This window comes from Alteromonas sp. KC3 (assembly GCF_016756315.1).
GTDB lineage: Bacteria > Pseudomonadota > Gammaproteobacteria > Enterobacterales > Alteromonadaceae > Alteromonas.
This window is the reverse complement of sequence record NZ_AP024235.1, coordinates 4,463,157-4,476,243: the sequence shown is the minus strand read 5'-3', so window position 1 is coordinate 4,476,243 and position 13,087 is coordinate 4,463,157. Positions and strand designations below refer to the sequence as shown.

The window sequence follows — 13,087 nt, the reverse complement described above, 5'->3', positions numbered from 1 at the left end:
AGGTCGATATGTCACGACGCCACGGCGGTTAACTGGCATGAAAAAGCAAAATCCTTATGGTAACGCAAGATGGCGGTACACATTGTGAAACAGATAAAAATCCATGTTCTGAACGAACACAATAATAACACAGCAACGATTTGTATCTGCAAACTTCGACGAGAGATCAAATTTACGCGGTCACGATCACTAATACCTCATTAATGGCAACTATTTTGGACTTTGTCCTTTGCGTTAGTATACTCGCTTAATTATGAGGTTAGAGCGTGCTCTTAGTTCCTTAAGAAAAATAATAAACAGTGTTTATAACACTATAAACAAGGATTGTTATGCCTACGTTGAAACTGCCAACCCACCACTGGGTTATTATCTCTCTCTTGGTTTTGCTAACACGTTCTGCTTGGGCAGGTGATACCGCAAAAGCCGATAGTAATGGCTTGCGAACGTTTGAAGCTTTTAGTGCTTTACCGGCCTATGGGGCACCCGCCCTATCACCAAGTGGTACAAAGCTCGCCTTTGTACAAAATGTATCTACTCCTGAAGACCTTGCTATTTTATCGACCTATGACTTGGTTGAAGGAAAAAAGCACTACCTACTGCGCTCTGACAATGAAAAAGTAAAAATTCGTTGGTACAAATGGGTGAATGACGAGCGGCTACTTGTGAGTGCTCGTTATGAAACGCGCAGAGGTACAACCAAGGTACATGATACTCGACTGTTGAGCATGCGCTTTGACGGTGGTGGAAGAGGGCCGTTTAACCTTATTCGTTGGGACAGACTAAGACAAAAATCAGGTAACCCGACACATATTCCTCAGTTCCATGATGATGTAATCGACTGGCTTGATGATGACCCTGATCACATCTTACTTCAGCTAGATGCCGAAGCATTGGGCCTTCCTACCGTGTACAAAGTTAACGTGAATACGGGTACAACAAGCCGCATCGAAAAAGGAAAGAAAAAAATAAGAGATTGGCTCACTGACAGGCAACATAACGTTCGCGTCGGTGTTTCGCTCGACTTCGATTCAGGCGAACGCAATGTCTATCTAAAAGAGGGTGATGATTGGCGCACACTGTTTTCATACAACGCGATGCGTGAAAAGGGGGAATACCCACTTGGATTTGCAAAGGACCCCAATATTCTTTATTACCGAGGGTATAAAGGTGATTATCAAGCCATATTCAAGCTTAACCTGACAACAAATGAACATACTGAGGTCTTTTCAGATGAGGGTTATGATGTAAGTGGCAGCCTAATTTACTCATCGGTTACTAACGATGTAGTTGGGGTGTGGCACAATGGCCGTCGTTATTGGGATGACCGTTTCAAAGGACTGCAAAAAGGCATCAATAAGGGGCTACCTAATTTCGAAAATACCCTAGTGAGTTTTAGTCGAGATGAGCAGGTATACCTTGTTTATTCTGAGTCTGATGTTCAACCGGGCTTATTTTTTTTGGGAAATCGCGAAAAAGGGTCGCTTGATTTTGTTTTCCAACAGTACCCACAAATTGATGCGGCTGCACTATCTGATCATGAACTTATTAAGTACAAAGCAAGAGATGGCGTTGAAATTGAAGCGTATTTAACTTTGCCCAAAGGCGAAGGCCCTTTCCCTACAATAATTCATCCTCATGGCGGACCGGGTGCGCGAGATTTCAGCGGATTTGACTATTGGACTGCCTATTTTACCCACAAAGGCTATGCGGTTTTACGCCCGAATTTCAGAGGCTCAAAAGGATACGGGTATAGCTTTTCTCAAAGCCAGATGAAAGGTTGGGGTCTTGCTATGCAAGACGATATTACTGATGCGGCAAATTGGATGGTTGAACAAGGGTATGCTGAGCACGGCAATATGTGTATCGTCGGCGCCAGCTATGGTGGTTATGCCGCTTTGATGGCAACGGTTAAAACGCCTGAATTATTTAACTGTGCAGTCAGCTTTGCTGGTGTGAGCTCATTGAAGCATATCGTTATTCACTCGCGAAAGTTTCTTAATAACGAATTTGTTAAAAACCAAATTGGTGATGACTTCGACGACCTAGAAGCGCGTTCTCCGTACTACAATGCTAAGGGTATCAAGACGCCAATTTTGCTGGTTCATGGCGATGAAGATCGGGTAGTACGTCCACTTCAAAGCCAATATATGGCTGAAGAGCTTGAGGATTACGACAAGACGTTTAAGTATGTTGAACTAGAAAGTGGTGATCACTCACTTTCGATTCAGCGCAATCGCCATCGCTTTTTTGAGGAAATGGATGCGTTTTTAGACATGTATTTACATCAAAATCCAGCAGCGAATATGGAAACTCAATCGGTTTCGCAGAGCGAGTAAACCGTTAAAGCTGCTAGATTTCGCGACAGATATAGCGATTGTTGGCGGCTTTTTGACCATGGATAGGTTATACTATCTACATTGAAAGCGCGTCTTAACGCGCTTTTTTATTCCCTCACATTTTTCTACTTCGAGATTTTATGCCGCAGACATCACAAAGCGTATCTGAGGATACGGCAGTTGTTACAAAGCCCGCGTTGGGTTTGTTCGAATTTGTTGCCTTGATGGCAACAATGACATCTCTTGTGGCGTTGAGTATTGACGCCATGCTGCCTGCGCTTATACAAATTGGTGATGCGCTTAATGTGTCAAATCCAAGTGAAACTCACCTTATCGTTACGGTGTTTTTTGTAGGTATGGCGTTTGGCCAAATGTTCTTTGGACCGTTTAGCGACAGCCGCGGGCGCAGACTGACTATTTTGGTGGGACTATGCATTTTTGCACTAGGTACGTTTGTATGCATGATGGCGACTAATCTTGAAACAATGCTGGTGGGGCGCATTGTTCAAGCATTTGGCGTGTCTGGGCCGCGCATTGCCTCGATGGCCATAATCCGCGACCTTTATGTGGGCGACGCCATGGCCCGCGTCATGTCATTTATTATGATGGTTTTTATTTTGGTGCCAATGCTTGCGCCTATTATTGGGCAAACGGTAATGGACTTGTTCTCATGGTTCCATATTTTTACGCTCTTTTTAGTGGTCGCTACTATGTCGGGTTTATGGTTTTTCTCGCGTCAAGGCGAAACACTGCCCCGTGCAAAGCGCAAAGCCTTTTCATGGGAGGCGTTTTTCGCATCGTCTAAGTTTATTCTTACTCACCCATCAGTCATGGGTTATACCTTCGCAATGGGCTGTATTTTCGGGGCGTTTCTTGCGTACTTAAGTGCCTCGCAAACCATCTTTACCGTGTATTACGATATGGGTGAGTGGTTCCCCTATATCTTTGCAACTTTAGCGTTTTCAATTGGTTTGGCATCGTACTTTAATGGCACAATGGTGATGCGTTTTGGTATGCGTAAACTATGTCGTTTTGCCCTTAAAGGCGTCAACATATTCGCTGTGGTGTATGTTGCATTGCTTTATGCTTACGACGGACTTCCTCCTATCGCACTGACCGTTGCCGTAATGTTTGTTGGCTTTTTCTTTGTAGGTATTCTGTTTGGCAATTTAAACGCCATGGCCATGCAGCCACTTGGTGAAATGGCAGGTTTAGGCGCAGCCATTATCGGCTCTTTCTCTAGCCTTTTTTCAGTGCCAATTGCACTGTTTGTCGATAGTTTTCTAACAGGTAGCTTAATGCCAATTGGGCTGGGCTTTTTAGTGTTCTTTGCGCTTGCTTATGTGTCTGTGCGTTACGCTGAGCGCGTACGTGAGTGCGGGGAGTAAGCGGTGGTGACTTAATTTGTAGCAGTCGGCACTGAGACTCGAACACTAGATTTAACGCCAGAAAAAATTAATACACTGCTGTCAGAAAATTTACTATGAGAGTGTACGCTGTTTGATAATTGCGCCATCATCACAGTCTAAGGATTTCTGGAATACTTTCTTTTCAACTCGGTAATATCTTTTTCTTCATTCTCCTTTTTAAGTGAGAGACCTTCGTAGCTCAGGCTAATCTTAAAGTTGTCCATGTTTGGCGTAAACTTTGTCCGTTTCCTATCTTGCATTTTTGAGAGTTCCCTGCCCATAAAAGCCCCCTGTGTGTCGGCAGTGTCTAGTATAGTCCTGTTCATCAAACAGTATATACAAGCGCGGGAGGTAGTAACGATTTATATAATGAAATTGAAGCAGTTGAGATACTTGAAGTGCATTAGGAACATCGAGACAGTCACTCTCTATGCCCGAAAGGTTACCTTTTTGCGTTGAGCGGGGAATACATGGGCACCCAACCTAATTTTTGAAAATAACAAAAACAAATTACGCTTAAGGTTAGTTATTTAACTCATGCCAAGGATGGTGTGTGATGCCTCAATCACGTATGAGTCAAGTGAGTTTGCTTGATACTCCCTATTATCATTGTGATTTTCGTTGTGTCTGTCGTTCTTTTAGGTGTGGCGTAGATCATTGTAAATTCTCATCCGAATGGCACACCAAATACCACCGTTTGGAACAACAAAAATTACTAAGCCGAAACACGATCAGCATGACCATAGCAGCAGTCTTTCGCTAACGCTAATTTCTGGGTGATAAAGTCGATATTAGATCCATGCTTTGGTTATCTTTTTAAAAGCTACTTATCTATGATCATCTTAAAATCTTTACGGAACTTTGATCATGAATACAATTGTTAAAGACTGGCGCATCGTTTCTATTTTTGATGGTGAAGAAATGATCGGGAAAATTTTATGGGGTATATGTGTCGATGACATGACGTACCGATTCGCAACAAACTCTTACATTAGCACATCATCAATAGTGAAAATTTCACCTAACAATCAATTAATCAAAACCGCTAGCGGTAGCCTTTATCAAGTTATTGGCGAAGGCAAAAAAGCAGAAGTGCAGATGAAAGATTTTGAACTTCTTCGGCACGGATTTTCGCCTGAGCAAATCACCCAATTGAATTTGGCACCAAACGACTATTTTCATTGAACCCCAAAAAACAAAACCAGCTTCCGCTGGCTTTGAATTGAGAGCAAGCTAGTCTTTTTCGTATTGCATATCTATTTGAACACCAAGCAACTTTGATTCTGGGGAATCATCTTTTAGTTCAAGTCTTACCGTGCCAAAGATTTCTTCATATTCTTCTTCGCTAAGTACATCTTTCAACGAAGTTAACTGATCTTCATTTATTGTAGCGATATATTGTTTGCCTTTTGCCTTAGTTATTGTGTGGGCGCGTTGCAACAATATGGCTCTTTGTCTTGGATCTATGTCACTAAACATACGGCTATCATGAAAAAGGCTTTGAAAATGATGAACCGAAGAATTAATTAAGTTGTTTAAGTCAAAGCAAAAAATTTTAACTTCATTAATTCCATCTGAAGCATCATTCTGAATCTTTACGCTTATTTTGAATCGCTCTTGATTGTTACCTTCATTATTTTGAATTGATATGCCAGCAGGAACCTCAGGATAAAACTCGTTAGCTAAATCGCTAAAGCCTAAATAAACAGGGTGTTTCTGCTCTTTATATGCTTCTAGATATTCAATAGCCATAACTTCTTGACTAGATAGGTCTTTAAGGGCCTCTGCCATTTCTTTTTTGGAATGAGTAGAGATATTTTTGTAATCTTGAAGTTTTGACAGTTTGCTCTTTAACTCTGTTAATTGAGCATTTATTGCGGCAAAAAAGTCTAATGCACGACTGTTTGCTAACAACTTCATTTTTTCATCAAAAGCTTTTTGCAAATTGTTTTTGCTCTTTTCTTCTTCCAAGTGCGTAGCAGTCAATTTCTTAAGTTCTTTAGCTAAGCGCTCACTTCTTTTTGAATGGATGCTTCGATGAAAATCTGTGACATTTTCGAGAGTTCTAAGCGTGCCTTCTTTAAAAAGATCAGTTATTTCTCCGTATAGGTCAATGACCTTATTTAAGTCCATATCCTCATATAAACTCATACTTTGTTTAATATTTTTAATACAGGTACTTAAGTAATAAAGCCTGTTTTTCATCTGTGACAGCTTTTCAGCCATTTCATCGGCTTCAGATTGAATAGCAGCGTAGTTTTCTGCCACGTTGTAGTTTTTAATATCAGATTCTAACTTCCTTACGTCCTGAGTTAGACGCGAAATCTCAAATTCAACGTCTAAATCACCTGTATAGTATTCTTTAATAACAGGGTCTTTTTTGAATGACTTCTCGAAGTTCTCTAATTCTTGATAACGCTTACGTGTAGTGCGTTTTTGGTACACATAATCAAGGTCTAGTTCAAGCAAGAAGGCATTATTAACCAAAGATGAAAAAGCCTGCTCCTTTGCTGTTGATAAGCTAGAAACATAACTAGCTCGACCAATTCTATAAAAACGAGAAAGGACAGTTCTAAAAGTCAGATATGGAGAATTTTCAGGGATATCTACAAGCATTTTTTCCATTTCAGCGTTGAATGCCGCTTGCCCGAACTCTTTATCGTTCAAATAAATCTTATTTTGCTTTTTTGTAGAACGATTCGCAGTGTATGGTCTACCGTCAATTTTAAAACTCAGTGTAAATTCCCAATCTGGCAAGTGCTTTTCAAATGCAGGGACCTTATTGGCACCAAGACAAAAATTAACAATTTGCAGCAACAATGATTTACCCACACCGTTGTATGTATTGCTTTTATCAGTTGATGTGCTTTTCCCAATAATTAAAGTTAAACCATCTGGATTAAAAAATACGGTATTGAAGGATGATTTGTTAGCCTCTAGTGAAATTAACTGCATTTAACTATTTTTCCTTGTTCGTTTAACTCTATTGCTCCACATGCATATAAAAAATCCAATGCTAAGATAATATGTTCAAAATCGTGGCTAATTAACAGGTTGAGGCTCTTCAACCTGTCATAAATCTGTTCAGGGCTTAATGGGCGAGATAGTAAGCTAAGGACATTTGCTCCCAAGCCTAAAATGGATTCTGACAATCGTATATGTTTCTTTGGGCTAAACATATTCGCTTACCTGCGGATCGTAGTCTTCAGGCGGCTCTTCAAAAATATCACACGCCTCAAAAAAGTATGACAGCACTGCAATAACATTTCTCTCATAGTCACGCCTTTGCATGTTATTTAAATTGGCTGGCAGAATTTCATCAACCATACTTTTAAAAACAATATCAGACTGAGATAACCCTGTTAAAACTGAAACTTCTGAATTATTTATATCTAAGTACTTTAAATACATTGTATTCAAAGAGTCTCTAGATTGTTGGCGAGAAAATTGACTATTCGATTTAAAATAATCCTCAACAAACCCTACTTGATATGCGCCAATATTCAGGTGCCTAGCAGTATTTTTACCTAAATTATTGAAATGTATTTTGTTGTAAAAGTCAGGAGGCTCGGTGGTGGTTGAGTCTGAAAAGCCACTGTAGTTTTGAGATACATAACCAACAATCTCGGCAATTATTGAGTTATCAATAAAGCCAATATCTTCTGGTTTTGGATAGTAACCGCATATTGAAGCAATATTATCTTCTGATAGTCCTATGAATATATCTTCAAGCTCAGAAGAAAGAAACACATCACATACTTCAAGATTATACTTTTTCTTAACGCTGTTTAGGGTAGTGTATATTTCTGGGTATGCCCCGTGGTACTTATCATTAAATACAAAATAGAACTGCTTAATTTCATAATTATGCTCGTTGCCCCAATATGAAATTAGTCCGTCTAAATCTTCTTCTATCTTTGAAGTCGCAGCAGTAGGATTACCTGATGGAGATTGAGGAGAATAAACTTGATAATATTTTCCCTCAGTTGGAATAAAGCCATCATTCTTTCTGTCGCCAATGCGTCCTTGAGGTTTTACTTTTTTAAAGTCCTGATTTGATGCCCGCATCACATCGCAAAACAAATCTTCGAATGCATTTCCATGCGATTCATGAATACGTAATTTAAAGGCTTTACGCGCCTCTAATTTTTGTTGAACATCCATCAACAATTCCTTATGAATTTTCCCTCAATGCCATACTATATAATAAAGCCCCGACTAGCGAGGCTTTGGATTCAAGAACATTAATGAATAAGTTCTATGTCATACCTAACTGCTTTCTCAAATATCGAACTTCTTCTAAAAGACGAGGGACGTCTTGCCTAGCATTGGCTATAAAGTCTTGATCGTGAATTGTTGCACCTGTTAGCTCAATATCCTCACCTCTCGATGAGTCGATACCTGTCATTATGAAATCGGAACCACTAGTGTGATCTCTCCCTTCAACATATGAAATCCATGGGCCATTGCTAGCTTTAGAAACTCTACTCTCGATTTCATCTAATTCATCATTAGTTAACATTTTGTAGTTATCTGCCATAAATCACTTCTTATTTGGATTTTTCACTGTCGGTGTCATCAGCTTTTCAGCCTGCTCTGCTGTAACACCTGACAAGGTAGCATGATTTGGGTTGTTTTTAGTAGGTGACGCAATTACATCACCTCCTGCTGCCCTTACATCTCCAACTGTTGTAACGCCAACACTGTTATGAGGAACACCTTGAGTAAGCTCTCCTAATGAAGCACCGTTTGCACTATTAACGGATACTCCATCAAGATTTCCTGCTGCATCGGTTGTTACCCCTGAGCCGTTTGCAAATCTATCAGCGGTACAACTCCCCCCTCGGCATACTATAGCACTATCAGAAAGAGCGTTTGCTCCTGCTCTTGAGCCGCTGATCGCCATACTAGCACCGCCCGGAACAAATGGAATCGCTAAAGCAGCTCCATCTGCAATTACTCCAATCGCATCCATGCCAGCAGCAGACCAGTTTCCTGCTGCTAAATTTTTTCCTAAAGAAACTAACCCTACGCTGAGGCTAGCCGCATCCCAGATCGACTCAGCAACTTTGCCTGTTGGATCTACTAAATTTACAGGATCATTCCCCACATAGGCATATAGATTCATTTGGTCTTCATAACCCACTGGGTCAGTTTGCAAGAACCTTCCCAGCTTTGGATGATAAATCCGTGCTTTGTAGTAATACAAGTCAGTATTTGGCAGGCGAATTTGACCTGTGTACCTAAATCTATCGGAATAGTTGTCTTGTAACTCACCAAAAGGGCCGTACTTATAAGTTCTAATTATTGAACCTGACTGGCGCGTGGTGGCCATAATAGAACCACGTTCATCAGCATGTAGGTAGCGTTTGTCTGAAGTACCACTGCCTTCGTACCACAATAAGGGTTGGTCTACACCTAAACCGTGAATATATCTACGCAGTAAAGTACCACTGTTATTATATTCCGCTACAAGCGCATCGCCATCGTATAAAAAGGTCGTTTTACTGCCACCGCTTGTAACACTGTTTAGCATACCTTCAGCATCGTAGTCTAACTCGACCACTTGGCTGCTTTTAGAAGCGCGCTTGAGGCGGTTGAACGCATCGAAAGTATAGCTCCAACCGTCAAAACTTTTAAGGTTACCGTTGTTATCGTAATTCAGTGCTTTACCATCAACGTAATCGTATTGGTTGAGGTTGTTAGTTACATAGTCTTGCCTACCCAAACGCGGAAGTGTGGTATGAAACGCAGAAGACGTTACCATTCGAGTAATCAGCTGCCCTGCAGGGTTATAGCTAAAGCTACTATTGTTGATACCGGTATGATCGTAATGCTTCAACCTACCAATAGCATCAATTTCAATAGCCGTATTTTTGCCATTGGAACGCGTAATGGCGTCAGGGTTATCTAGGTCATCGTATCCAAAAAAGAAAAGTGTAGTTGTACCACGTTCTTTAATGGAGTTAAGCGCACCAGAGCTATTATAGTTGTAGGTAATATAAAATCCGTCTGGGTAGGTAAGCCGTTTACGCTGCCCGCCAGGATAGTAATCATAGCTTAACGTACGACCATTTTTCTTCCTTGTTTTTACCCTTCCAAGGCTGTTGTAGGTAGTTTCAATGTAGGCACTACCGCGTTCTACTTTCTTTTGTCTGCCTAAACCATCATAGTGATATGTGATATTCGTTTCGTTAGGTACCGATGTAGACGATGGATTATTTAACGCATCGTAGTAATAGGTAAATGTGTTGCCATCGCGTTTGCGCCACTTGTGCTTCATACCATCTGCGTAGTAGGTATGCTGTTCGTAGGTGTTGTCTGGAAAGGTCGTTCGATATAGACGGTCGAATCCGTCGTATTGGTACACAGTAGTGTTGTCGTTACCGTCTTTGCGAGAAGCCAGTTGGCCATTATCGGTATAAGTAAACGCCACTTCCAGCCCTTCGGAAGAAGTGCCAACGCCTTCTGTTATAGTACTTACATTAGAATTTGTATTGTAGGTGGTAACTACAATACGGTCTGGTCCTTCGTCACCCTCTTGGCCAAGTTGGCATGCAGACGGCATACTGTAGTTAAAGCGGCTCTTATTCATGCGTGTAACAGCGCACTCTTGCCTGTTTAAACCGTCGTAACTAAATTGCAGGTAGCCTTCAATACTGCTCCCTAAATAGTTCTTTCTCGACGTTAGTAAACCATAGCTGTTAAAGCCATTTACCACTTTAGATTTCACACTCAGCGAAGTCGAAGTGGTACTGGTTAACGTACCAGTTTCAACAACATTTGCCTGATTATCTTGACTGCGATATGTAGTACGCTTCGTTACGTAGCGGTTGTTACTGTTTTTAGGGCCAATTTCCCACGTTAAACGGCCCGATGCGTCATAGCGATAGTGCGTTTTATCGCTGCTTCCACTTAACGGGCCATCAGCCGTTTTAACTCGGCCATCCTCATAGTAGGTGTAAGTTGTTACTTCAGATGCTGAAAATTTGCCATTGGTTCGCGTGATTGTTTTCGGTAATGCAGTATCGTTCCAATACTCGTATTGGGTAATTTGCTCTTTCTCAGTGCCGCACTCTTGACTACCGCATACAGATACAGAGCGAAGAAGAGTTATACCAGCGTTGTTGGTGTCCCACTCTTGTGTGGTAATGCGTGACTGCCCGCTTTGGCCAACAGGCTCTGTTTTTGTTAGCATTCCGCCGTGACTGGCGAAGGTATAAGTTGTTGTTTTACCCTCAGCATCTTTTGTCCAATCAGGTCTAAAACAAACAAGGTCAGCACAATTTACTGGGTAGTGTGCCTGCTCTATTATATTTGACCCTGATTGGCCTGGTTTAACGGAGGTTGTAACTTTAGTGATATTACCTAGCCCGTCGTACTGATAAGCAATGCGGTTACCTTCCGGAAAGGTGATGGTTTTAACTAACCCTTTGTCCCACGTATATTGTGTAGTGTTTCCTAGTGCATCGGTGTCAGATGTGATTCGTCTGCCATAGGAGCCATAATCGCCTATCTCTACGTCGCGAAAATACCCTTCTGGACCCGTAATTGTAACTTGCTTTACCTGAGTGCTAGCCGATAGGCCACTTCCAGCAGCTAAGTAATCGTAATTGAAGGTTTGCCCAGCTCTTTTTACACTGGTTACAAAAAATTGATGGGTGGTTGGCCCGTGGTTTTGATTGGCAGACGTAATGTGTAGCTGGTTAATAGAGGAAGAGGGCTGTTTTAGTGTGTAATTCGCCGCGTAATCTGAATAGCCAAGACCATTACCAAAACCTGATGTTTGCCAAGTTCTGCCATTTAAGTCGGTTACGCTGCCACTGCTGTAGGTATGTTTAGCGAGTGCTACACTACTTCCAACTTTTGTTATGGTAGCAGTAGATACATCGCCCCAGCCGTTGGTAATGTTGTTTGTTCTATACGTAATATCAAGTTTGTAACCCGTCGATGATGTTACAGTTGTTGGACGATAGTATTTAATTTTTTGACCAACAGCTGACGGATATGAATATGTATAGGTGTCATAATCAAAATCTAAACGTTCGCCGTTCGGGAATGTAATTGTACTGATGTAGTAGTTGCCAACAGTGTGCTCAGGCTTGGTTAAGTCGTTGTTAGTGAACAATGACGACTCCAGATTGTAAACAACGTGGATGCCTGTACTTCCTTGCTTGTAAACGAATACTTTACCATTGAGGTTGCTCAACAATCTTGAGCCAGTAGGCGTTGAAGGCGAACACTCATGAGTAACACAAGTGAACGATTCTGAAACACTTCTTCCATAAGTTAATGAAATTTTTTCGGTACGCTCTATAAACTGCGTAGTATTAGAAGTATTTCTATATAAAGTAACGTTTAGCATCCCTGTAAACTGCTGTACTGATTTAAAAGACAGATTGGGAGCTGCTGGAATACTTAATGTTGGGTAGTCGGCGTAGTACTTCCCTGTTATCAGGTCAACGCCATTTACATCAGGCGCAAGGTGTTCCGGCTTTAGTTGTGTAAATTCAGTATGTACTACGTTGCCAGATAGGCTAGCCAGTGCATTAAATGAAGTGAGTAATAAAATCAATGCGGCAACAGTCAGTGTGACGAAGCCATTCGAAATGGATTTAAAATTTAGCATAATGAATAACAGTCTGTGAGTTGCACGTAATTAGAATAATGGGCCGCTTGAGCTAATAACACGGATTAGTTTGCTGGCAGTATCTTTTTCGCTCCCGTAACTACAAGTTAGAAGCAAGCCAATATTGCTATTCACCACAAACGACACGTTACCAATAGATGGTAGGTTGGTATAGCTAACATCACCGTCTATTTTGCAATGAGTTGTGCTAGTAGATATCCAGCTTAAGGTTACTCTAGTGCCTGTATTTACACTTGAAGGTCCGGTAAAAGATGTGATATTCGGGCGAGGTACTAATGATTCAGTTTCATCGGCAGTTGCAACTCTGTTGCCTGCATTATCATAGGCGTATTTGTTTGATTTTTGTGATTGGTCGGTGGCGTCTATCAACCTACCTCGACTATCGTATTTATAATTGGTCTCATAATCTTGGGCAGCTGCAAAAAGAGGTGTAAAGCTAAATGTAGCAACAGTTAATACGGCGATAATAAGAGGGGAGATTGGGCGAAAATGCGAAACATCACACATTAAACAATCCTTGTTAGTTCAATAAAGCGGCAAAGATTACGTGAGCATCGGCGCAGTTGTCAAGCGCCTCGGCCCACAAGTTCACGCCGCGTCGAAAAGGCCAAAGTAAGACGTCAATGGACAACTAATATACTTTACGTCGCGCATAAAAAAGCCCGACCAAAATGGTCGGGCAAGAGGGCTTA

General features: G+C 41.3%; 9 protein-coding genes and 1 pseudogene. 4 read left to right on the top strand and 6 right to left on the bottom strand.

Going from position 1 to position 13,087, the window contains the following annotated elements; all coding sequences use genetic code 11:
- Window positions 1-329 precede the first annotated feature (329 nt).
- From JN178_RS19720 to JN178_RS19710, 4 genes and pseudogenes are all read left to right on the top strand, one after another.
- Window positions 330-2,336, top strand: coding sequence for an alpha/beta hydrolase family protein (locus JN178_RS19720; protein ID WP_202262966.1), 2,007 nt, complete (start codon window positions 330-332; stop codon window positions 2,334-2,336).
- 140 nt (window positions 2,337-2,476) lie between these two features.
- Window positions 2,477-3,724, top strand: a complete 1,248-nt coding sequence (locus tag JN178_RS19715) for a multidrug effflux MFS transporter (RefSeq protein WP_202262965.1) — start codon at window positions 2,477-2,479, stop codon at window positions 3,722-3,724.
- A 577-nt stretch (window positions 3,725-4,301) separates the two neighbouring features.
- A pseudogene (locus tag JN178_RS20180) lies at window positions 4,302-4,410 on the top strand (transposase); the annotation flags it as partial.
- A 202-nt stretch (window positions 4,411-4,612) separates the two neighbouring features.
- Window positions 4,613-4,930, top strand: coding sequence for a hypothetical protein (locus tag JN178_RS19710; protein ID WP_202262964.1), 318 nt, complete (start codon window positions 4,613-4,615; stop codon window positions 4,928-4,930).
- A 48-nt stretch (window positions 4,931-4,978) separates the two neighbouring features.
- Here JN178_RS19710 and JN178_RS19705 read toward each other — a convergent pair whose 3' ends face one another.
- The 6 genes from JN178_RS19705 to JN178_RS19685 all read right to left on the bottom strand — a co-directional run bounded on the left by JN178_RS19705 (window position 4,979) and on the right by JN178_RS19685 (window position 12,902).
- Window positions 4,979-6,700: a DUF2326 domain-containing protein gene (locus tag JN178_RS19705; RefSeq protein WP_202262963.1), complete on the bottom strand. Its 1,722-nt coding sequence runs from the start codon at window positions 6,698-6,700 to the stop codon at window positions 4,979-4,981.
- A complete protein-coding gene (locus JN178_RS20350; protein ID WP_442859686.1) occupies window positions 6,691-6,924 on the bottom strand; it encodes an ABC-three component system middle component 6 in 234 nt (77 codons plus the stop codon). The genes JN178_RS19705 and JN178_RS20350 overlap by 10 nt, the downstream gene beginning before the upstream one ends.
- A complete protein-coding gene (locus tag JN178_RS19700; protein WP_202262962.1) occupies window positions 6,917-7,909 on the bottom strand; it encodes an ABC-three component system protein in 993 nt (330 codons plus the stop codon). Before JN178_RS19700 ends, JN178_RS20350 begins: the two co-directional genes overlap by 8 nt.
- A gap of 94 nt (window positions 7,910-8,003) precedes the next feature.
- Window positions 8,004-8,285 (bottom strand): hypothetical protein, encoded by a 282-nt coding sequence (locus JN178_RS19695; protein ID WP_202262961.1) that lies wholly within the window; start codon window positions 8,283-8,285, stop codon window positions 8,004-8,006.
- 3 nt (window positions 8,286-8,288) lie between these two features.
- On the bottom strand, window positions 8,289-12,374 hold the full coding sequence (locus JN178_RS19690; RefSeq protein ID WP_202262960.1) for an RHS repeat-associated core domain-containing protein: 4,086 nt from the start codon (window positions 12,372-12,374) through the stop codon (window positions 8,289-8,291).
- Between the two features lie 30 nt (window positions 12,375-12,404).
- Window positions 12,405-12,902, bottom strand: coding sequence for an RHS repeat domain-containing protein (locus JN178_RS19685; protein ID WP_202262959.1), 498 nt, complete (start codon window positions 12,900-12,902; stop codon window positions 12,405-12,407).
- Between the last annotated feature and the right edge of the window lie 185 nt (window positions 12,903-13,087).

Bases quoted from the DNA above. Each gene is read 5' to 3' on its own strand.
- JN178_RS19695 (WP_202262961.1), bottom strand. From the start codon at position 8,285: ATGGCAGATAACTACAAAATGTTAACTAATGATGAATTAGATGAAATC.
- JN178_RS19720 (WP_202262966.1), top strand. From the start codon at position 330: ATGCCTACGTTGAAACTGCCAACCCACCACTGGGTTATTATCTCTCTC.
- JN178_RS19685 (WP_202262959.1), bottom strand. From the start codon at position 12,902: ATGTGTGATGTTTCGCATTTTCGCCCAATCTCCCCTCTTATTATCGCC.
- JN178_RS20350 (WP_442859686.1), bottom strand. From the start codon at position 6,924: ATGTTTAGCCCAAAGAAACATATACGATTGTCAGAATCCATTTTAGGC.
- JN178_RS19700 (WP_202262962.1), bottom strand. From the start codon at position 7,909: ATGGATGTTCAACAAAAATTAGAGGCGCGTAAAGCCTTTAAATTACGT.
- JN178_RS19710 (WP_202262964.1), top strand. From the start codon at position 4,613: ATGAATACAATTGTTAAAGACTGGCGCATCGTTTCTATTTTTGATGGT.
- JN178_RS19715 (WP_202262965.1), top strand. From the start codon at position 2,477: ATGCCGCAGACATCACAAAGCGTATCTGAGGATACGGCAGTTGTTACA.
- JN178_RS19705 (WP_202262963.1), bottom strand. From the start codon at position 6,700: ATGCAGTTAATTTCACTAGAGGCTAACAAATCATCCTTCAATACCGTA.
- JN178_RS19690 (WP_202262960.1), bottom strand. From the start codon at position 12,374: ATGCTAAATTTTAAATCCATTTCGAATGGCTTCGTCACACTGACTGTT.